The sequence below is a fragment of the Bradyrhizobium sp. UFLA05-153 genome (assembly GCF_054185185.1).
Window position 1 is genome coordinate 1 of record NZ_JBBIAM010000153.1, and the last position, 20,210, is coordinate 20,210.

Annotated in this window: 15 protein-coding genes and 2 pseudogenes; 12 read left to right on the forward strand and 5 right to left on the reverse strand. The window is 63.2% G+C overall.

Features of this window, described 5'->3' with window-relative positions; translation table 11 throughout:
- Nucleotides 1-331, reverse strand: a 331-nt coding sequence (locus tag Q2941_RS45230; protein ID WP_458196644.1) for an ATP-binding cassette domain-containing protein, incomplete at its 3' end; no start/stop codon positions are given.
- The gene (locus Q2941_RS45235) at nucleotides 328-1,104 is read right to left on the reverse strand and encodes an ABC transporter ATP-binding protein (RefSeq protein ID WP_245288064.1); all 777 of its coding nucleotides are present in this window, start codon (nucleotides 1,102-1,104) and stop codon (nucleotides 328-330) included. The genes Q2941_RS45235 and Q2941_RS45230, both read right to left, overlap by 4 nt.
- Before the next feature lie 98 nt (nucleotides 1,105-1,202).
- Here Q2941_RS45235 and Q2941_RS45240 point away from each other — a divergent pair, with 98 nt between their 5' ends.
- Nucleotides 1,203-2,123: a LysR substrate-binding domain-containing protein gene (locus tag Q2941_RS45240; protein ID WP_027524215.1), complete on the forward strand. Its 921-nt coding sequence runs from the start codon at nucleotides 1,203-1,205 to the stop codon at nucleotides 2,121-2,123.
- A 103-nt stretch (nucleotides 2,124-2,226) separates the two neighbouring features.
- Here the strand turns inward: Q2941_RS45240 and Q2941_RS45245 are convergent, their stop codons facing one another.
- The gene (locus tag Q2941_RS45245; RefSeq protein ID WP_027524216.1) at nucleotides 2,227-3,258 is read right to left on the reverse strand and encodes a LacI family DNA-binding transcriptional regulator; all 1,032 of its coding nucleotides are present in this window, start codon (nucleotides 3,256-3,258) and stop codon (nucleotides 2,227-2,229) included.
- 326 nt (nucleotides 3,259-3,584) lie between these two features.
- Here Q2941_RS45245 and Q2941_RS45250 point away from each other — a divergent pair, with 326 nt between their 5' ends.
- The 10 genes and pseudogenes from Q2941_RS45250 (at nucleotide 3,585) to iolB (ending at nucleotide 14,090) form a co-directional block, all read left to right on the forward strand.
- Nucleotides 3,585-4,403, forward strand: coding sequence for a TIM barrel protein (locus tag Q2941_RS45250; RefSeq protein WP_458196645.1), 819 nt, complete (start codon nucleotides 3,585-3,587; stop codon nucleotides 4,401-4,403).
- Between the two features lie 82 nt (nucleotides 4,404-4,485).
- Nucleotides 4,486-5,286, forward strand: a pseudogene (locus Q2941_RS45255) (substrate-binding domain-containing protein); the annotation flags it as partial.
- 34 nt (nucleotides 5,287-5,320) lie between these two features.
- Nucleotides 5,321-5,689, forward strand: a pseudogene (locus Q2941_RS45260) (Gfo/Idh/MocA family protein); the annotation flags it as partial.
- A 121-nt stretch (nucleotides 5,690-5,810) separates the two neighbouring features.
- Nucleotides 5,811-6,494: a Gfo/Idh/MocA family oxidoreductase gene (locus Q2941_RS45265; protein ID WP_458196652.1), complete on the forward strand. Its 684-nt coding sequence runs from the start codon at nucleotides 5,811-5,813 to the stop codon at nucleotides 6,492-6,494.
- A 10-nt stretch (nucleotides 6,495-6,504) separates the two neighbouring features.
- Nucleotides 6,505-7,434 carry a TIM barrel protein gene (locus Q2941_RS45270; RefSeq protein WP_458196646.1) on the forward strand — a complete coding sequence of 310 codons (930 nt, stop codon included), beginning with the start codon at nucleotides 6,505-6,507 and terminating at the stop codon, nucleotides 7,432-7,434.
- 28 nt (nucleotides 7,435-7,462) lie between these two features.
- Nucleotides 7,463-8,473, forward strand: coding sequence for a Gfo/Idh/MocA family protein (locus Q2941_RS45275; protein ID WP_458196647.1), 1,011 nt, complete (start codon nucleotides 7,463-7,465; stop codon nucleotides 8,471-8,473).
- Nucleotides 8,474-8,487: 14 nt separating this feature from the next.
- A complete protein-coding gene (locus Q2941_RS45280) occupies nucleotides 8,488-10,398 on the forward strand; it encodes a bifunctional 5-dehydro-2-deoxygluconokinase/5-dehydro-2-deoxyphosphogluconate aldolase (RefSeq protein ID WP_458196648.1) in 1,911 nt (636 codons plus the stop codon).
- Entirely contained in the window at nucleotides 10,395-12,230 is a 1,836-nt protein-coding gene (gene iolD, locus Q2941_RS45285) for a 3D-(3,5/4)-trihydroxycyclohexane-1,2-dione acylhydrolase (decyclizing) (RefSeq protein ID WP_458196649.1), read from the forward strand. The genes Q2941_RS45280 and iolD overlap by 4 nt, the downstream gene beginning before the upstream one ends.
- Nucleotides 12,231-12,238: 8 nt before the next feature.
- On the forward strand, nucleotides 12,239-13,132 hold the full coding sequence (gene iolE, locus Q2941_RS45290) for a myo-inosose-2 dehydratase (RefSeq protein ID WP_254112030.1): 894 nt from the start codon (nucleotides 12,239-12,241) through the stop codon (nucleotides 13,130-13,132).
- A 151-nt stretch (nucleotides 13,133-13,283) separates the two neighbouring features.
- On the forward strand, nucleotides 13,284-14,090 hold the full coding sequence (iolB, locus tag Q2941_RS45295) for a 5-deoxy-glucuronate isomerase (protein ID WP_027524228.1): 807 nt from the start codon (nucleotides 13,284-13,286) through the stop codon (nucleotides 14,088-14,090).
- A gap of 146 nt (nucleotides 14,091-14,236) precedes the next feature.
- Here the strand turns inward: iolB and Q2941_RS45300 are convergent, their stop codons facing one another.
- Nucleotides 14,237-15,691: a short-chain fatty acid transporter gene (locus Q2941_RS45300; protein ID WP_035662960.1), complete on the reverse strand. Its 1,455-nt coding sequence runs from the start codon at nucleotides 15,689-15,691 to the stop codon at nucleotides 14,237-14,239.
- A gap of 49 nt (nucleotides 15,692-15,740) precedes the next feature.
- Nucleotides 15,741-19,145 (reverse strand): molybdopterin-dependent oxidoreductase, encoded by a 3,405-nt coding sequence (locus Q2941_RS45305; RefSeq protein ID WP_458196650.1) that lies wholly within the window; start codon nucleotides 19,143-19,145, stop codon nucleotides 15,741-15,743.
- Between the two features lie 172 nt (nucleotides 19,146-19,317).
- On the opposite strand from Q2941_RS45305, the gene Q2941_RS45310 reads away from it, so the two are divergent.
- Nucleotides 19,318-19,998 carry a GntR family transcriptional regulator gene (locus Q2941_RS45310; protein ID WP_458196651.1) on the forward strand — a complete coding sequence of 227 codons (681 nt, stop codon included), beginning with the start codon at nucleotides 19,318-19,320 and terminating at the stop codon, nucleotides 19,996-19,998.
- Nucleotides 19,999-20,210: the final 212 nt, after the last annotated feature.

The following is a 20,210-nucleotide window of genomic DNA, read 5'->3' on the forward strand; positions in this document are numbered from 1 at the left end:
GTGTATAAGAGACAGGCATGCCGGTGCCGACCTTCAGATTCTCCTCGATCGTCAGCGCGCCAAAGACGTTCCGCCCCTCCGGCACCAGCGAGAATCCGCGCCGGGCGATGTCTTCCGGTGATGCGCCCGCGACTTTTACGCCGTCCATCGTGATGGAGCCTGATCCGGGCGGCACGACGCCCGCGATCGCGTTGAGCAAGGTCGACTTGCCGGCGCCGTTCGGGCCGGTCACGAACAGAACTTCGCCTTCGTCGATTTTCAGTGTGACCCCACGCAGGGCCGTCAAGCGCCCGTAGCTGACCGTGATATCGTCGACGGCGAGCAGCGTCATGACGCGACCACCTCTTCAGCGACGATCGGCGGAATCAATTCGTCGCGCTGCGTGCCCATATAGGCGTGTCGCACCGCATCGCTGTCGCGGATCTCCGCGGGTGTACCGTCTTCGATGATTTCGCCGGAGTCGAGGACGAAAATGCGCTCGCAGAGCTCGAGAACGAGGCCGATATTGTGTTCGATCAGGAGCACGCCGACGTTGAGCTCACCCGCGATCCGCCGGATGATCGCGGCGAGATCGTGGCTCTCATGCTCGGACATGCCCGCCGCAGGCTCGTCGAGCAGCAGATAGCGCGGCGTGCACATGATGGCGCGGCCGATGGCGACACGCCGCTCGTCCGTGTAGGGCAGGGCACCCGCGATGGTATTGGCCAGATGCGAAATGCCGAGCCAGGCCAGGACACGCTCGGCCTCCGCCATCGCATCACGACGGGCCTGGCCGAGGCCGACGCCGGTCACCTCCAGGTTGTCCATCACCGGCAGGTCGCGGAAAAGCCGGCCCGACTGGAAAGTCCGCGCCACGCCTTTGCGTCGCAACTTGTGCGCCGCAATGCCGTTGAGCGGTTCGCCCTCCAGTTCGACGCTACCGATGCCGACCGGCTGAAAACCTGTAAGTACATTGATAAGGGTGGTTTTCCCGGCGCCATTCGGGCCGATCAGCCCGGTGATACGTCCCCGCGGTACGGTCAGGGTAACGCCGGACAACGCTTTCAAGCCTTCGAATTGGACGCTGACATCGCGAGCGACCAACTCCGAGCCACCGGACATCATCTCAACGCCTTCTTATCCGCGAACCGATGGATTGATTTTTCCGTTCCACCGGGTGATTGTAAAATTCGAAATATCGTTCGCTGATATCGGAAATTTTGATGTCTCTGACGTTCCGTCAGGTTCGGCATTTCATCGCGACGGCCGAAACAGGACGCGTTTCGGCGGCCGCGGCCGCTCTGAACGTGACGCAGTCGGCGGTTACGGCCTCGATCAAGGCGCTGGAAGCCGAGCTCGGCCGCAAGCTGTTCGACCGTCACTCGAACGGCGTGACGCTGACCTTCGACGGACAGGAGTTTTTGCAACGCGCCCGCGCCATCGAGGCGAGTGTGTCAGATGCGATGCGCGGTCCGCATCGCTGGGGAACGCAGGTTGACGGCACAGTCGACGTGGCCGTCAGCTACACCGTTGCCGGATATTTCTTGCCGCCGCTGTTGTCCCGCTTCTGGCGTTCCTTTCCAGGTATAACGATACGTCTGCACGAATTTCAGCGCGATGCGATCGAGCAGAGTCTGATCAGCGGCAGTGTCGATGCGGCGGTCATGCTCGTCTCGAATCTGCATGACCGGCACTCCATTCGTTCGCGGCTGTTGCTGCGTTCGCCGCGTCGCTTGTGGACTTGTGCCAATCATCCGCTGCTCCGGAAAGATAGCATCAAGCTGGCAGATCTGGCGAGCGAGCCCTATCTGATGTTGACCGTCGACGAAGCCGAGCGCTCCGCGATGCGTTACTGGCAGCACACGACGCACGTGCCAAACGTTATCTTCCGCACTCTGTCGGTCGAAGCCGTTCGCAGCATGGTCGCGACCGGCATGGGAATCACCATCCTTTCGGACATGGTCTATCGTCCGTGGTCGCTCGAGGGACATCGTATCGATCTCAAGACGCTCGATGACGATGTCCACACCATGGATGTCGGGCTTGCCTGGAAGAGCAAGGCAGAGCTTTCTCCGGCGGCCCGCGCGTTCTGCGAGTTCGTCGCTCATTCCTATCCCGGATCCGAGCCGGTCCAATTCGACTAGCGAGCCGCTTGGCTCTGCCGAGGTGGGTTGAAGCTTGATCTCAATGCCTTCGTCCACGCGCTGGATTTAGGTACTGTTTGGCGCCAGTGGGTTTATTCCCCAGTCATAGCGATTCCGGCAGATAGAGATGAGGTTCCAGAAAGCGCTGCCCAGGTAGGCTTTCGCCGGGGCCCCGCGTGGCATTGACCATTAAAGACACGAGATCCCTGCTGAACTCCTCAAGTGGAGTGCAGACCGCCAACAATACGTAGCGATCAGACAGCGCGGCCCGGGATTCGGGCGTCAACTCGTTCACGATGAGCTTGACCTCTCCCGGCCTGCGCGCTTCGCGCAAAGCCGAGATTGCGCCCTCCATGCCGCCTCCGGCAACGTACAATCCTTTGAGGTCAGAGTGGCGCTCGAGCAGGTCGAGCGTCGCTTCATGCGTGAGTTGAGGTGTCTCCAAGTTGACGAGAGTATCGAGCACTGTGCATCTTGGGTGGTATTCTCGGAAGTAGCTGCGGAAGCCTGTTTCTCGCAATTCATGCCCGTGCCAGCGATGACCGCCGACGAAGACCGCGACTTTTCCCGGCTCGTGCATGGCCGTCGCAAGCATATAGGCCGCGACACGCCCCACCTTGAGATTGTTAAGTCCGACATAGGCTGCGCGTTCACCTTGGGCGTAGTCCGAAAGCAACGAGACTGTCGGCACGCTGGCCGCCTTGAGATCGGTTACGGCTGCAGTGGTGTCCTGATGATTGGCGGCGACGGCGGCCAGCGCATCGACCCGGGAGCCGATCGCGCGCATCATCTGCGCCATGTCCTTGGTTGTCTGTGTCGGGCAGAACTCGATGATCGCCTGCGCTGAAATGCCTGGAGCGGTTTTGACCGCATGTTCCAGATGCCGCGCCATCGACTGATAGAAGCTCTGCTCCGGTTTGGTCAGCAAAAAACCCAGCCGGAAATTCGGCAGATCCGGGTTCAGACGCTGCTCGATCAGCCGCGTGGCGTGATAGCCGACTCGTACGGCGGCCGCGAAGACGCGGTGCGCAGTGTCGGAGCGGACGTTCTGGCGCCCGTTGAGAACACGGTCGACGGTCGAAGGGCTGACACCCGCTTCCCTCGCCACGTCGATGATGGTCGGTCTGTCAGCCATTTGCACCGCTCATCCTGATGTAATTTACATCATTTAGCCTCAACGTATTGATGCTTTTACGGCGCGTCAAGCTTGATCGACTGAATGAGCATTGGAGTCAGTGGGCGAGAAATGAGGTTCATCTATCGGAAAAGCGGGGGACATCTGTTCTGATGGCTATCACGGCTAGCGTGGTGGCGTCGCCTCATAAATACGTCAGGATACGTCATACAATGACGTGAAATACCCCACTTTCCTTGACGTTCACTGCTTCAGCATCGTTACATCCTCGCGTCGACACGCCGAATAAACAAGCAGACATCAACAGGCCGGAGGAACAGGCGGACATGCTGCCCATAGCGATCAATCACATGACGGTGCCGGGGCTGCGCTACGAGGGCCTCTTTGCGCTTGCCAAGCGGCTCGGTTGCATTGGCGTCGAACTGCGCAATGATCTGGCTCAGCCGCTATTCAATGGCGACGCCCCCGGCGTCGTGGCCGCCAAGGCCAAGGACCAGGGGTTGCGGATCGTCGGCCTGTCACAGGTCTATCCGCTCAACGACTGGTCGGATGCCCGTCGCGCCGCTGTAGATGCCCTGATCCGGACGGCGTCGGCTTGCGGGGCGGAGACCATCAGTCTCATTCCGCGTAACGACGGCCGGGGCCTCGGCGCGGGCGAGCGGATCGGCAACCTGCGCCTTGCTTTGCGTGAGATCGCGCCCATGCTGGAGGCGGCGGGCATGATCGCCCTTGTCGAGCCGCTCGGCTTCGAAACTTCCTCGCTCCGTAGCAAGGCGGAGACGATCGAAGTGATCGAGAGTCTCGGTGTGGCGCGCCAATACAGGCTCGTTCACGACACCTTCCATCATCACCTCGCCGGCGGCGGTCCCCTTTTCCCGGAATACACGGGCATCGTCCACGTCTCCGGCGTTGTCGATGTCGATCTCGCGGTAGCCGACATGCGCGATGCCCACCGGGTTCTCGTCGACGAGGCGGACCGGCTCGGCAACATCGCCCAGATCGAAGCTCTGCTGGCAGCCGGATATGCCGGACCGATCTCGTACGAGGCCTTCTCTCCGGCAGTGCACGCGCTGGCCGATCCGGAGAGCGCGCTGCGTCGATCAATTGGCTTCTTGAACGAAAGGGTCTCTCTCACGCCAGCGTAACGGCAGCCGCCGGCATGCGGCGGAAAACACGACCGGCGTAATCAGCGTGGACGCCGGCCACGCAGAAAAACGGGAGGAAATAATGAGGAAGCTTGTGCTCGCGGCCGCCATTTCGGCGCTCATGTCCGGATCGGCCTTGGCCGAGAACATCGGCGTCTCGATGGCCCTGTTCGACGATAATTTTCTGACAGTGCTGCGCAAGGCGATCCAGGACAGTGCCGCGAAGCAGAACGTGAAGCTGCAAATCGAAGACGCACAGAACGATGTCGGCAAGCAGCTGAACCAGATCCAGAACTTCGCCGCGGCCAAAGTCGATGCCATCATCGTCAACCCGGTCGATACCGACGCCACGGCGGCGATGAGCAAGGCCGCGGCGGACGCCGGCATCCCGCTCGTCTTCGTCAACCGCATGCCGGTCAATCTCGAAAAGCTTCCGTCCAATCAGGCCTTCGTTGGCTCGAACGAGGCCGAGTCCGGCACGCTTGAAACCAAGGAAATCTGCCGCGCACTGAAGGACAAAGGCAAGAAGGAAGCCCGGATTGTCGTCATGATGGGCGAACTTTCGAACCAAGCGGCCCGCCAGCGGACCAAGGACATCGAGGATGTGATCGCCACTCCGGACTGTAGCTTCATGAAGATCGTGGAGAAGCAGGCCGCCAACTGGTCGCGCACCCAGGCGGCCGACCTCATGACCAACTGGCTGTCGGCCGGGCTCAAGTTCGATGCTTTCATCCCGAACAACGACGAGATGGCGATCGGCGGCATCGGGTCGATCAAGACTGCGGGCCTCTCGACGAAGGAGATCCTCGTCGGCGGCATTGACGGCACCAAGGACGGACTCGCGGCCATGCAGGCCGGCGATCTCGCGGTGACCGTGTTCCGGAAGAAGTAGTCGGAACGGAAAGCGAGGAGCGTCCATGCTGAACGGCGAGAGAGTGATCCAGCGACCGCTTCGCTGGGGTTTGGTGGGCGGTGGGCGCACGAGCCAGGTGGGCTACAAGCACCGCACCGGCGCGCTGCGGGACAACACGGCCTATACGCTGGTGTGCGGCGCCTTCGATGTCGATGCGGCACGCGGGCGGGATTTCGGGATCAATATCGGCGTCGATGGTGAGCGCTGTTATCCCGACTACCGGACCCTGATAGGCGAAGAAGCGAGGCGAACGGATGGGGTGGAGGTCGTCACGGTGGCCACGCCCAATCACACGCATTTCGAGATCACGAAAGCCTGCCTCATGGCCGGACTTCACGTCATCTGCGAGAAGCCTCTCTTCTTCAAAATGGAGGAATGCCGCGAGATCGAGCGGCTCGCGGGCGACAAGGGATTGATCGTCGGCGTTGCCTACAGCTATTCGGCCTTTCCCATGCTCCTGCAGATGCGGGCCATGGTCGCCAAGGGCGTGCTGGGTGATATCCGCATCGTCGACCTCTGCTACATCCACGGTTTCAATTCGGCTGACGATTCCAACGCGTCCGAAGCGCAGAGGTGGCGGACGAACCCCGCAACGAGCGGGCCGACATTCGTGCTTGGCGACCTCTCCGCACACTTATTACATGAGCCAGATGGTGCTGCCGCATATGAAGGTCACCAGGCTCCTGTGCGACCGGCAGAGCTTCATCAAGTCGCGCGCGCCGCTCGAAGACAACGCCTATGTGCTCTTCCACTACGACAACGGTGCCGTCGGCCGCTTATGGTGCTCGTCGGTCTGTGCAGGCTCGATGGACTCGCAGACGATCCGTATCGTCGGCTCGCAAGGTAGCCTCATCTGGCGTGACGCCCATCCCAACGAACTCTGGTATGAGGTTCAGGGCCGGCCGGTTCAACTCATGAGCCACGGCATGCCTTACCTCGACGAGCTGTCGCTTGGCAGCGATCGGATGGGCGCCCTGCACGCCGAAGGTCTTGGGGACTCCTGGTCGAACGTCTATCTGCGCCTCGCGCAGGCGATCGACGCGAAGCGGCGAGGCGACCAGGCAGCGCTCGATGGCCTGATCTATCCGGGTCTCAAGGACGGCGCCGAAGGCGTCCGCTGGATCGAGAACTGCGTACGCTCGGCCGATGCCGGTTCGGTGTGGGTGGATTTCCACTGAGGGGTCGGGGATGATCAAGCCGATCACTATCACGACCGCCCCCTGTTGCTGGGGCGTCGACGACGTCAGGAATCCCCATCTGCCGGCGTGGGAGAAGGTGCTTGACGAAGCGGCCGCGGCCGGGTTCGGCGGTCTCGAGCTCGGGCCCTACGGCTACCTGCCCCTCGATTCGGCCCGGGTCTCGGACGCGCTTGAGCGCCACCGGCTCAGCATCGTCGCCGGGACCATCTTCGATGATTTGGTCTCTCCGGAAAATCGTGACAATCTGCTCCGGCAAACTGATGAGATCTGCGCGCTGATCGTGAGCCTTCCCAAACCCGCGACCCATGATGGCCAGCGTCATGAGGCGCCTTACCTCACGGTCATGGATTGGGGACACGACGTGCGCGACTTCGCAGCCGGCCATTCGGATCGCGCGCCGCGCCTTGGTGCGAACGGCTGGCGAATCATGGTCGAGACCATTCGCGCCATCGCAGCGCTCGCCCGGAACAAATACGGCGTGCGCGCCGTGATCCATCCCCATGTCGGCGGTTACATCGAGTTCGCCGACGAGATCGAGCGCATCGTTGCGGATGTTCCGTCCGAGCTAGCCGGCCTCTGCCTCGACACCGGTCATCTCGCCTATGCGGGCATGGATCCGGTCGACATGCTGTGGCAATACCGTGAGCGCGCCGACTACATCCATTTCAAGGACATTGACCCAGGCGTCTTCGGCACCGTGATGAACCAGCGTATCCGTTTCTTCGATGCTTGCGCCAAGGGCGTGATGTGCCCGATCGGCAAGGGCTCTATCGACTATCCGGCCATCCGGACGCTGCTTAGCGACATCGGCTATGGCGGTTACATCACGATCGAGCAGGAGCGCGATCCCCGCAATACCGGCTCGATCCTCGGCGATCTCGCGGCCAGCCGCGATTTCCTGCGGCGAGCAGGCTTCTAACACCACCGAACAGAAAGTGAGACCAGCAATGACAGTCAAGATCGGCGTGATCGGCTCGGGAGCCATCGGCCGCGACCATGCCCGCAGGATCAATCACGTGCTCGCGGGAGGCAGGATCGTTGCCGTCACCGACGTGAACCGGGCGGCGGCGGAGGCCGTCAAGGCGGACGTGGCGCCGGATGCGGCGATCTACGCGACGGGGGAGGAGCTGGTCGCGGCGAAGGACGTCGATGCAGTTCTCGTCACCTCCTGGGGCGCGACGCACGAGCAATATGTTCTTGCGTCCATTGCTGCCGGCAAGCCCTGCTTCTGCGAGAAGCCGCTCGCCACGACGGCGGAGGGCGCGCGGCGGATCGTCGAGGCGGAGGCGGCTCTCGGCCGCCGGCTCGTGCAGGTCGGTTTCATGCGCCGCTATGATGCGGGCTACGTCGCCCTCAAGGAGGCGATCCGGACGCGAACGGGTGCGCCGATCATGGTCCATGCCGCCCATCGAAACCCCACGGTGCCCGAGGTCTACGTCACGCCGATGGCGATCCACGACACGCTGATCCACGAGATCGACGTGCTGCGCTGGCTGCTGGACGACGACTACGTCTCGGCCCGTGTGCTGTTTCCGCGCCGAGCCGCGCGGTCGCATGCCAAGCTGCGGGACCCGCAGGTGGTGGTGCTCGAGACGAAGAAGGGCGTGCTTATCAACGTCGAGATATTCGTGAACTGCCACTACGGCTATGACATCCAGTGCGAAATCGTAGGCGAGGACGGAACCGCGTGCCTGCCCGAACCCATGGCGGTCGAGCTGCGGCTCGGTGCGAAATTGCAGAACGACATCCTGACCGATTGGAAGGACCGTTTCGTCGCGGCCTATGACGTCGAGCTTCAGGACTTCCTGAAAGCAGCCGCGGCGGGGACGGCAACGGGTCCGAGCTCCTGGGACGGCTATGTCGCAGCGATCACCTCCGATGCCTGCGTCGCTGCACAGGAAAGGGAAGGCGCGCCCGTCGCCATCAAGATGGCAGACCGGCCGTCGCTCTACCGCTGACGAGGAGCTGGCCGATGAAGAAACTCGACGTCATCACGATCGGAAGGTCTTCGGTCGATCTCTACGGCGCGCAGGTGGGCGGCCGGCTCGAGGACATGGGATCGTTCAACAAGTATATCGGCGGCTCTCCGACCAATATCGCCTGCGGGGCGGCGCGGCTCGGGCTGAAGTCCGGGCTGATCACCCGCGTCGGCGACGAGCACATGGGCCGGTTCATCCGCGAGCAGCTCCAGCGGGAGGGCGTCGACGTGCAGGGGGTCAAGACTGACCCTACGCGTCTGACCGCTCTGGTGCTGCTCGGCATCCGCGACGAGGACCAGTTCCCGCTGATCTTCTATCGCGAGAACTGTGCCGACATGGCACTCTCCGAGGACGACATCGAGGAAACCTTCATCGCCGATGCTCGCGCCGTCGTGGCGACCGGCACGCATTTGTCGAACCCGCGCACCGAAGCCGCCGTGCTCAAAGCGCTGCGACTCGCCCGCGCCCTCGGCGCCTGCACCGCGCTCGACATCGACTATCGCCCGAACCTCTGGGGCCTCGCCGGCCATGGCGCAGGTGAAAGCCGCTTCATCGAAAGTGCTGCGGTCACGAAGAAGCTCCAGGGCACGCTCCATCTCTTCGACCTGATCGTTGGCACGGAGGAGGAGTTTCACATCGCTGGCGGTTCGATCGACACGGTCGTGGCCCTCCGGGCGGTCCGCGCGCTGACCCCGGCGACGCTCGTCTGCAAACGCGGTGCGAAGGGTGCAGTCGCCTTCGCTGCCGCCATCCCCGACAATCTCGACGACGGCGAGATGGGCCCGGGATTTCCGATTGAAGTCTTCAACGTGCTCGGCGCCGGCGACGGCTTCTTCGCCGGGCTCCTGCGCGGCTGGCTCGACGACGCGAGCTGGCCGAAGGCGCTCGAATACGCCAACGCCTGCGGCGCCTTCGCGGTCAGCCGCCACGGCTGCACGCCGGCCTATCCGTCCTGGGAGGAGCTGCAGTTCTTCCTGAAGCGCGGCATCAAGGTCAAGGCGCTGCGCCACGACACCGAGCTCGAACAGATCCACTGGGCCACCAACCGGTCGGGCGACTGGTCGGAATGCCGGGTGTTCGCCTTCGACCACCGTTCGCAGCTCGAGCAGATGGACGGCTACACGCTCGCCAGGGGCGGCGCGTTCAAGGAGCTTTGCCTTGTGGCCGCGCTCGAGGTGCAGGGCGGGAAGCCCGGCTACGGCATCCTTTGCGACAACCGCATCGGTCGGCGCGCGCTCCACGCCGCCTCCGGTTCGGGCCTCTGGATCGGCAGGCCCTGCGAACGGCCAGGCTCGCGGCCGCTCTCCTTCGAGCCGGAGCTGGGGTCAGAGTGTGGGGCCCTCGGTGAGTGGGCGCGCGAAAACGTCGTGAAGGTGCTCTGCTTCTGCCATCCGGACGACGACGCGGCGACGCGCGCCGCGCAGGAGGAGAGCGTCAAGCGCCTGTTTGAGGCATCACGGCGCAACAATCTCGAATTTTTGCTGGAGATCGTGGCCTCGAAGGTCGGGGCGGTCGACGATGAGACGATGGCGACGCTGATCCGGCAGTTCTACGCCGCCGGAATCTATCCCGACTGGTGGAAGCTCGAACCGCTGGCAAGCGCTGCCGCCTGGGATGCCGCCTGCAAGGCGATCGAAGAGCACGACCGCTATACCCGCGGCATCGTCATGCTCGGTCTCGATGCGCCTGAGGCCGAACTCGCCGCGAGCTTCCGCGTCGCCGCCGGCTTCCCGCTAGTAAAAGGCTTTGCGGTCGGGCGCACCATTTTTGGCGAGGTGGCGCGGGCGTGGTTCAAGGGTGAGACGTCCGACGAGGCGGCGGTCGCCGAGATGGCACGGCGCTACCGCCGGCTCTGCGAGATCTGGGACGAGGCGCGCGCGACGGCGCGGGAGAAGGCGGCATGACCAAGACGATCCGACTGACCGCGGCGCAGGCCATGGTGCGCTGGCTCTCGGTGCAGATGACCGAAGAAGGCGGACGCTTCATCGAGGGTGTCTGGGCGATCTTCGGTCACGGCAACGTGGCCGGTCTCGGCGAGGCGCTGCACGGCATCGGCACGGCGTTGCCGACCTGGCGGGGCCAGAACGAGCAGACGATGGCGCATACGGCGATCGCCTATGCCAAGACCATGAAGCGTCGTAGGGCAATGGCGGTGACCTCGTCGATCGGCCCCGGCGCCACCAACATGGTGACGGCGGCGGCGCTCGCGCATGTCAACCGCCTGCCGGTGCTGCTCGTCCCCGGCGACGTGTTCGCCAACCGTCGCCCGGATCCGGTGTTGCAACAGGTCGAAGATTTCGACGACGGCACGGTCTCGGCCAACGACGCCTTCCGGCCGGTGGTGCGCTACTTCGATCGCATCACGCGGCCCGAACAGTTGTTGACCGCGCTGCCGCGCGCGCTCGCCGTGATGACCGATCCGGCGAATTGCGGCCCGGTGTGTCTGGCCTTCTGCCAGGACGTTCAGGCCGAGGCCTGCGATTATCCGGAGAGCTTCTTCGAGCCCAAGGTCTGGCGCATCCGCCGGCCGCTGGCTGACCCGCGCGAGGTCGAGGAGGTCGCGAGCCTGATCCGCGCGGCCAGGAAGCCGGTGCTGATCTCGGGCGGCGGTGTGATCTATGCCGGCGCCGAAGCGACGCTCGCCGCTTTTGCCAGGAAGCATAACATCGCCTTCCTCGAGACCCAGGCCGGCAAGGGGGCGAACGCCTGGACCGATCCTCTGAACTTCGGCTCGCCCGGCGTGACGGGTTCGGAATGCGGCAACGCGCTCGCGTCCGAGGCAGATCTCGTCGTTGGCGTCGGCACGCGTTTCCAGGATTTCACGACCGGCAGCTGGGCCCTGTTCAAGAACGGCGCCCGCAAGCTCGTCTCGATCAATCTGCATGGCTACGACGCCACCAAGCACGGCGCGATCGGTGTGGTCGGCGATGCCAAAGTAACGCTCGAACAGCTCTCGGCCCTGCTAGGCGACCACAAAGCGCAAGCCCCGGATGCTGCTTCGCGCGCCGCCTGGCACGCCAAAGTGAAGGCTGTTACCGGCGCGCCGGAGGGGATGGCCAACGTGCTGCCGACTGACGCGCAGGTGATCGGCGCGGTGCAGCGGGTCGCGACCGATAAGACGGTCGTCATGTGCGCCGCCGGCACCATGCCGGGCGCGCTGCAGGTTCTGTGGCGGGCGGCCGCGGGTGGCTACCACATGGAATACGGCTATTCCTGCATGGGCTACGAGGTCGCCGGCGCGCTCGGCATCGCGCTCGCTGCGCCGGATAAGGAGGTCATCTGCTTCGTCGGCGACGGCTCCTACATGATGGCGAATTCCGAACTTGCCACCGCCGTCATGCGCCGCGTGCCCTTCACGATCGTTCTGACCGACAATCGGGGCTACGGCTGCATCAACCGTCTGCAGATCGAGACCGGCGGCGCGGAGTTCAACAATCTCTACAAGGACTGCGCCATCGAGGGCGGGCCGGAGATCGACTTCGTCGCCCATGCCCGCTCCATGGGCGCCCACGCCGAGAAGGCGACGAGCATCGCCGATCTCGAGGCCCGCATCGTCGCCGCGCGCGGCCGGACCAAGCCAACCGTCATCCTGATCGACACCGATCCCGTGCCGGGCACCGGCGCCGGCGGTCACTGGTGGGACGTCGCGGTGCCCGAAGCCGGCGGTCCAGAGCGTCTGGAGCACGCGCGAGAACGCTACGCAGTCAATTCACAATTTCAACGCACTTTCGATTGAGGCCTCTCATGATCCTGTACGGTACCAACCCCATCGCCTGGTCGAACGACGACGACTGGAGCATCGGCGACCATCTCTCGCTCGAAGACTGCCTCGGAGACTGCCGGACGATCGGGTTTGACGGCATCGAAAAGGGCCACAAGATGCCCGATGATGGCCGGGCGCTCAAAGCGAAGCTCGCCGAATACGGCCTGCGTTTTGCCGCCGGCTGGCATTCGACCAATATTCTCGTGAACGATATCGACACCGAGAAGAGGAACCTTCAGAGCTTCATCGACATGGTGAGGGCTGCCGGTGGAGATCATGTCAACGCGTGCGAGTGCTCGAACACGGTGCATGGCAATGACGGTGAAGCGGTCAACAACCGTCCGATCATGACCGATGAACAATGGGATCGCTTTTCGAAAGGATATGAGGAGCTTTCGAAATACGCCCACGATCAGGGCGTGAAGATGGGGTACCACCACCACATGGGCACCATCATCGAAAGCGGAGCCGACATCGACCGCTTCATGGAGATGGCCGGTCCCCATACCCGGCTGCTATTCGATACCGGCCACGCTTTCTTCGGAGGTGCCGATCCAATGGAGGTCGTGCGCAAATATATCGGCCGCATCACGCACATCCATTGCAAGAATATTCGCCCCCCGATCATGCGCGAGGTGCGTGAGAAAGGGTTGAGTTTCCTCGAGGGCGTGCGGCGCGGCGCGTTCACGGTGCCGGGCGATCCGGAAGGCTGCATCGACTTCGAGCCGGTGCTGACGACCGCCGCCCAACATGGCTATTCGGGCTGGATCGTCATCGAGGCCGAGCAGGACAGCCTCGTTCGCGAGCCACTGAAATATCAGGGCATGGGCTTGCGCTCGCTGAAGGAAATTGCCGCCCGCGTCGGGCTTGCGTAACTACTAAAGCGCGATGAGATTGGGATGAACCGTCATCGCGCTTTAGATTATTGTTTGAGCATGATCTTTTCGGAAAACCGCTTCACACTTTTCCGGATCATGCTCTAGCGGTTGTCATGCCGCCGACCGTGCGGCACGTCGGGAGAGACACATGGCGGAATTGCTACGCAAGCCCTTTGGCACACACGGCAAGGTGCACGAGATCACGCCGCAATCGGCGGGCTGGCGCTATGTCGGCTTCTCGCTCTACCGGCTGCGTCCGGGCGAGCGTGCCGCGGAAACGACGGGAGATCGCGAGGTCGTCCTGGTCATGGTCGAGGGCAAGGCCTCCGTGACTGGCGGTGGGCAGGATTGGGGCAGTTTCGGCGAGCGCATGAACGTCTTTGAAAAGACGCCGCCACATTGCGTCTACTTGCCGAACGGTGCGGCCTGGGAGGCGACCGCGGAAACCGAGTGCACGATCGCCGTGTGTTCGGCCCCTGGCAAGGGGCTGCACGCGGCACGCCGGATCGACCCGCAGGGGATCCGTCTGACCGAGCGCGGCAAGGGGACGAATACGCGCTACATCAACAATATCGCGATGGAGAACGAGGACTATTGCGACAGCTTGCTAGTCACGGAGGTCTTCACCCCCGCGGGCCACTGGTCCAGTTACCCCTCACATCGCCACGACGAGGACGATTTCCCGCGCATCACTTATCTCGAGGAGACGTATTATCACCGCATCAATCCATCCGTCGGCTTCGGCATTCAGCGTGTCTATACGGACGATTTGCAGCTCGACGTGACGATGGCCGTGCATGACGGCGACGTGGTTCTGGTTCCGCGCGGGCACCATCCCTGCGGCGCGCCCTATGGCTTCGAGATGTACTATCTCAACGTCATGGCCGGCCCCTTGCGCAAATGGCGCTTCGTGCCGAGTCCGGCGGTCGAATGGATCATGAAACGCGACGCCTGAGATGAGGACGCCTCGTCGTCCGGAGCGCAGACCCGAAACCGGGGCAATTCTGGCGGTACAGATGGCGGCGAGGGAGCGGACATGAGCGACCGGGATGTCGGGTCGGAGAGATCCCGACATCCCGCATTGTCAGGTTCGACGATCGATCACGGCAGAATTGGTGCGTGGTACGTGAAAGTCGTCATCAGGATCGCAGCCAAGATCATGACGATCGGGAAGTGCACGAAGAATTGCACGGAGGTGTAGCCAACCAGGTCTTTCGACTTCAACCCGAGCACGCCAAGCAGTGGCAGCATCCAGAATGGGTTGATAAAGTTCGGCAGCGTCTCGGCGATGTTGTAGACCATGGTAGTCCAGCCCAGATGAGCTCCGATTTCGTTGGCCGCCTTCATGATGTAGGGCGCCTCGATGATCCATTTGCCGCCGGCCGACGGGATGAAGAAACCGAGCACCGCGGAATAGATTCCGATCAGGAAGGAGAAAACGGTCGAGTTGACCGAGACGCTTGCGAACCAGTGAGCGACGGTATCGGAAAGCGTCAGACCGCTGCCGTTCGGGACCTTGGTCAGCATGTGGGCGATTCCGGCATAGAAGGGGAACTGCAAGAGCAGGCCCGAGATGCTCGGCGTCCCCTTGGAAAATGCCTCGAGAAGGCTGCGAGGACGCCAGTGCAGGAGAATGCCAAGCACCAGAAACACGAAATTATAGGTGTTTAGGCCCGACAGGGTGATCAGCGGATTGCCGGATTGAAAGGTCTGCCAGAGCCAGCCTGATGCCAGCGCCACGATCAGAATGGTCAGAACGGGGCTGAACTCGAGAAAGTCACCCGGCCGTGCCGGCTTCTTTGGCTCGATCCGGTCGTCGCCGAGAGATACGCCGAGATCCTCTGCGGTTCTGGTCAGCGCCTCAGTTGGCGCCGTCAGGTAACAGATCGCCGCGGACAGTGCGGTCACGACGATGATCGTCACCAGGTTTTGCCATGTCAGGATCGTCTCGGCGAAACCGATGACACCGGTGATCGGCAGCAGCGAACTCGGAATGCTTGCCGCGTTCGCCTGAAGCTGCGCGACCGAAGAGGTGATGCCGAGCGTGAAGCCGCAGCCCAGACCCAGATAGCCTGCCGCACCAGCTGCGCGATAATCGAGCTTGATGTCCTTGCGTCGGGCGATTTCGCGCACCAAGAGGCCCGAGAAGATCAGGCTCAGACTCCAGTTCAGAAGTGACAGAAGGATGCTGAGCACGCCGACGAAAACCACGGCGCCGCGCGCGCTGGAGGGGACGCCGGCCAGCCATCGCATCAACGCTGAGACAGGCGGGGACATCGCAACCACGTAGCCTCCGACGGCGGCCAGAGCCAGCTGCATGGTGAAAGGAATGAGATTCCAGAAGCCGTCGCCGAAGGCGCGGCTGACCGCAAGCGGTGAGCCACCATGCGCGATCGTACCGAGTGCGACCGCGACAACGGCGATCAGCACAAACACGTAAGCATCGGGAAACCAGCGCTCGGCAAAGCTCACCATGTACTGCGAGAATCTTGCAAGCGGGTTGGCTTGCGTTGGTCCTTTGTCCAGGAAGATGGCTTTATCTGTCGTGTCGGTCATTGCGGCCCCCATAGTCGCGTTGATGTTGCGTCTGTTTCGTCATTGCCAATCAAAGTGCGAGCGTGAGTTCCGAGAGCGGAACGGATTGACAGGTCAGGCACTGATCGGTCGCGCTGTGATCGCCGTCGAGCCGTGCGACGTTGCCGTCGACGACGCGCATGAGGCAGCTCTCGCACTGGCCGACCCGGCAGCCGCTGGGTAACGACAGACCGGCCGCCTGGGCCGCATCGAGAAGCGTTCCGAGCTCGGGCGTCCAGGTGAAGCTTCTGTCACCGTCCGCGATGTGGACGGTCTGCGGCTTCAGCGTCCGCGGCACATTCGGGGGTGACGCGAAAGCTTCTGTGAATATGTCGAAGCTGGGGACGCCCCGCTCGATCAGCCGGGTCGCCATTGATGTCGTGAAGTCCGGCGAGCCGCAGAGATAGGTGAGGGGGCTTAGCGGCAGCAACGGATCGATCGCCGACAGGTCCAGCCGGCCCGCGTAATCGTAATCCGCGGGGCATCGATCTTGCGCGCGCGGGGCCGAATACGCCGTCACGAGCTCGAGCTCCGGCAAGAGGTCTGCGAGCTCCCGCAACCGCCGGGCGAAGGCATGCTCGCCGCCATTGCGGCAGCCATGGAGCAGCAGGACCCGGGCGACGCGTTCAGCTGGCCGCTGTCTCGCCAGCGCCTCCAGGTGACTGATAAAGGGCGTGATGCCGATTCCGGCAGCAAGAAAAATCAGGGGCCGGCGTCCTTGCAGCGGTGGAGTGAAAATGCCCTTGGGCGATTCGATCTGAACTTCATCTCCGACCGCCAGACGATGGATGCGATCGGAAATGTGAACCGCTTGGCCGGCAAATCCGGAATCGTCGGACCGGCGCTTCTTGACCGCGATCGACAGCACATTTCGGTCGTCGTGGCCGGTCAACGAATAGGCGCGCGCAGCATCGAATCCCGGCAGGCTCAGCAGCACGTGTTGTCCCGGGCGAAACGCAGGAATCGCACCGCCATCGCGCGGCGCAAGCTCCAGCGCGACGACATCGTCGGCCTCGCGGCGAATGGCGGCGACCGCGAAGCCGCGCTTGCCGGTCCAGTGACCGCGGCTCGCAGCCTCGTCCTTGCGGATGTCGCAACTTGTGGCGCGCAGCGGCACCGAACCGCTGACCGGATCGCGTGTCGCGTCACTCAAGGCATCGTTGATATTCGAGGTCGGCGATCCGGCTGCCTGAATTGCGGCGCGTCCTAGTGCCGGACAATCCTCCCACCAGCCGAACTCGGCGACAGTGACGCGGTCGTCGAGCGCTTCGTTTAGCCGTACGCGCAGCCGGACTTCGCCGGCTGAGGTTGTGACGATCACCCAGTCACCGTCCGTGAGGCCACGTCCCGCTGCGAGCGTTGGGCTGATTTCGAGCGCCGGATCGGGCGTCTTCTTGCGAAGGGAAGCGACGTGACGATGTGAAGTATGGACGAACCAGCCGCTCTTGGCCGTCGTGAGCACCAGCGGAAAGCGGCTGTCGGCGCGTTCAGCGAGCGGACTTTCGGCAGGCTCGATATGGCCCGGCAACGGCGCGTAGCCATGCTCGAGCATCAACTCCGAATAGATCTCGACGCGGCGGGTGGCGGTGGCAAAGCCCGCAACCGTGCCATCCTGTTGCGGCAGCGCGTATTTCTCGTGACGAAGGAGTTGAGGGAAACGCAGGCCCTCGGGATGGCGGCGCAACTCTTCGACGGTAACACCGAGTGGTGCGAGCTGATAATTCCAGCCGGCCTGGATATCGCCGCCGAAAAGCTCATCGGCCAGGCCGAGCCTGACCGCAAGTTCGGCGACAATTTCATAGTCCGCCTTGCACGCGCCGAACCGCGGCAACATCTGCGGGCGGAACTGGATCGTTTCGACGGCCTCCTGCGTGATCTCGAAGCCGATCTTCAGGGCGTCTCGTTCCCACGGCATGTTTGCCGGCAGCACGATATCGGCGTTCTCGGCCGTCGGATTCATGAACATATCGACGTGGACGTGGAAGTCGAGCGCGCGCAGAGCTTCGCGATTACGCGAAGAGTGACCCTGCGACACCACGAAATTGGTGCCGAAGCTCATCAGCGCCTCGACCCGGTAGGGTTCGCCGGTCAGAACCGCGCGGCTGAAATCCCGTGCCGTGATCCAACCCCGGCTTGGCGGTCCGAGCGGCAATTCGCTGAGGCCGAGCGCCTTGGCCTGCTGCTCCGGCGGCAACAAGGTGTAGTCGTTGACGGTTCGCGTCGGGGGCGGTGCTGGCCAGACATTGCCGCCACGCCTGTCGCAGGCGCCAGTGAGTGCGTAAAGCGTCGCAATGGCTCGCTCAGTCATGGTCGCGTTGGTGTGCTGGCCGACGCCGGTCCAGGAATGATACGCGAGCCGCGGACAGCTCTCGAACAACTCGTAGAAGGCCGTGATCTTGCTCTCGTCGAGCCAGGTCAATTCGGCCACACGAGCGACCGTATAGGGAGCTGCCTCGGCAGTCAGCAGACTGAAGGCTGTCGCTGCAACGATCGTACGACCGTTCTGCGCGGTGAGCGTTACCCGAGCATCCAATTCGCAGCTGCCGGGATCGAACGCCGCAACGCGGGTATCGACGGCGCGCGCCGCTCCGGACCTGTCCAGCGCAACGAAATTGTCGTTTGCTTGATCAGCCCAGAGTTCGCTCGCGCGAACGAAGCGACCCGTCTCGGTGTCGATCAGCAGCGGTCCGTTGGTCCACCGCGTCACGAAGTCCGCGTCGAACGATCTCGTCGTGATGAGGTGCCGGATCGCGCCCATCGCCAGCGCGCCGTCCGCGCCGGGACGAATACGCAACCAGATGTCGGCCTGTTGCCCGGATCCGTTCGGTTTGGGATCGACCACCGCGACGCGCGCGCCACGCCGCCTTGCATCGGCGACGCGTGTTGCCTGGGCAAGCCAGGTGCGGGCCGGATTGTGTCCCCATAGCACGATAGCGTCGGCGCGCTCATAATCGGGAACGCCGATGCCGCGCCCGAAAGTCAGGGCATGGGCAAAGTCCTTGTGCCAGCCGCAGATTTCGATCGCGTAGACCAGGTTTGGACTGCCGAAGCAGCGGATGAATCGCTCGACCCATTCGAAGCTGTCGACCATCGGCGTGCCGCTCGGCGTGGTGAGGGCGAAGGCCACCGCTTCGGCACCGGATGTCTTGCGGATATCGCCAAGCTTTTGGGCGATCTCGCCCAGCGCCTCGTCCCAGGAAATCTCGGTCCAGCCGGGATCGGCAGCATCCCGTGGCGCCGTCCGGCGAAGCGGTTTGGTCAGCCGGCGCGGACTGTGCACCATCTCGGGCGCGGCACGGCCTTTCGCACACAGCGCTCCGCCGGTCGGATGTCCGGACAACGGCTCGACACCGATCAGTCGCCCATTCTCGATCACCATGCTCGAGCCGCAGCGGGATCGGCAGAGCGTGCAATAGCCGGGTACGCGCTGCGCCATAGGGGAGGCCGCACCGTTCCAAAGGGTCAATAGTGGCGCATTACAGTAAAGCGCTACACAGTTTCATCTGCGGCATACCCTTCGTCAAGCCCATTTATTGTGCCGTAGCCAAACGCGACTATTGTGCCGCGGACGAGCCGGATGATTCCGGAGCCGACGAAGCGGGAATGAAATGGACCAGAATTTGCGGGAGCAGGTGCTGCAGCAGGTGCGCACGGAGATTATTTCCGGCCAGAGCATGCCGGGGTCGATGTATTCCGTGCCGACGCTTGCCGCGAGCCTTGGCGTGTCGACGACCCCGGTCCGGGAAGCACTGCTCGAACTGGCGCGCAGCGGGTTGATCGAGCCGATGCGTAACCGGGGCTTCAAGGTGGTCGAGCCGACCTTGACCGAGCTTCGCAATCTCTTTGATCTGCGCGAGGTGCTGGAGCTCCACGCAGCGACCATCGTCGCGCGCAAGAAGAAAAATCTCCAGGAGCTGGTTCGCTTTGCCGACGAGGTCGCCCGTGCGGTCAAGATGGAGGACATCAGGCTTTACCTCGAAGCCGATCGCACCTTTCACCAATTGCTGACGGCAGCCGCAGACAATGCGCGCCTGACCGAAATGGTGATGGGGCTCCGCGATCAGATGCGGCTTTACGGCATCAAGTCGCGTGCGGGTCTTGCCCGCCAGAACGAATCCGCCGCGGAGCACTATCAGATCATCGAGCTTGCGATGGCCGGCGAGGAAGACGCCCTCGCCAATCTGCTCCGGCGTCATATCAGGGCGTGGGAACCGATCTTCATCGAGGCCTTGTCGCGGATGGCGAACCCGCGCGAGCCGATCGTCGCCAGTCGCGGCCATGGCCGGTGATTGCCGGGCAAGATCAAAGCGCCCGAGCGGCCGCCTGCGCGCATGCGCGTGAACGCCGGCGGAGCATCACCTTCAGCAATAGCCTCGATGATCGCGAGGTGCTCGCGGCACCATCACGAACGCTGCGGTTATCGAAGTCGCCCGTGAAGAATTCGGAAGCGATTGATCTGTCGCTGTGATTTGACGTGAGCAAGTATTCGATTGTGCAAGAA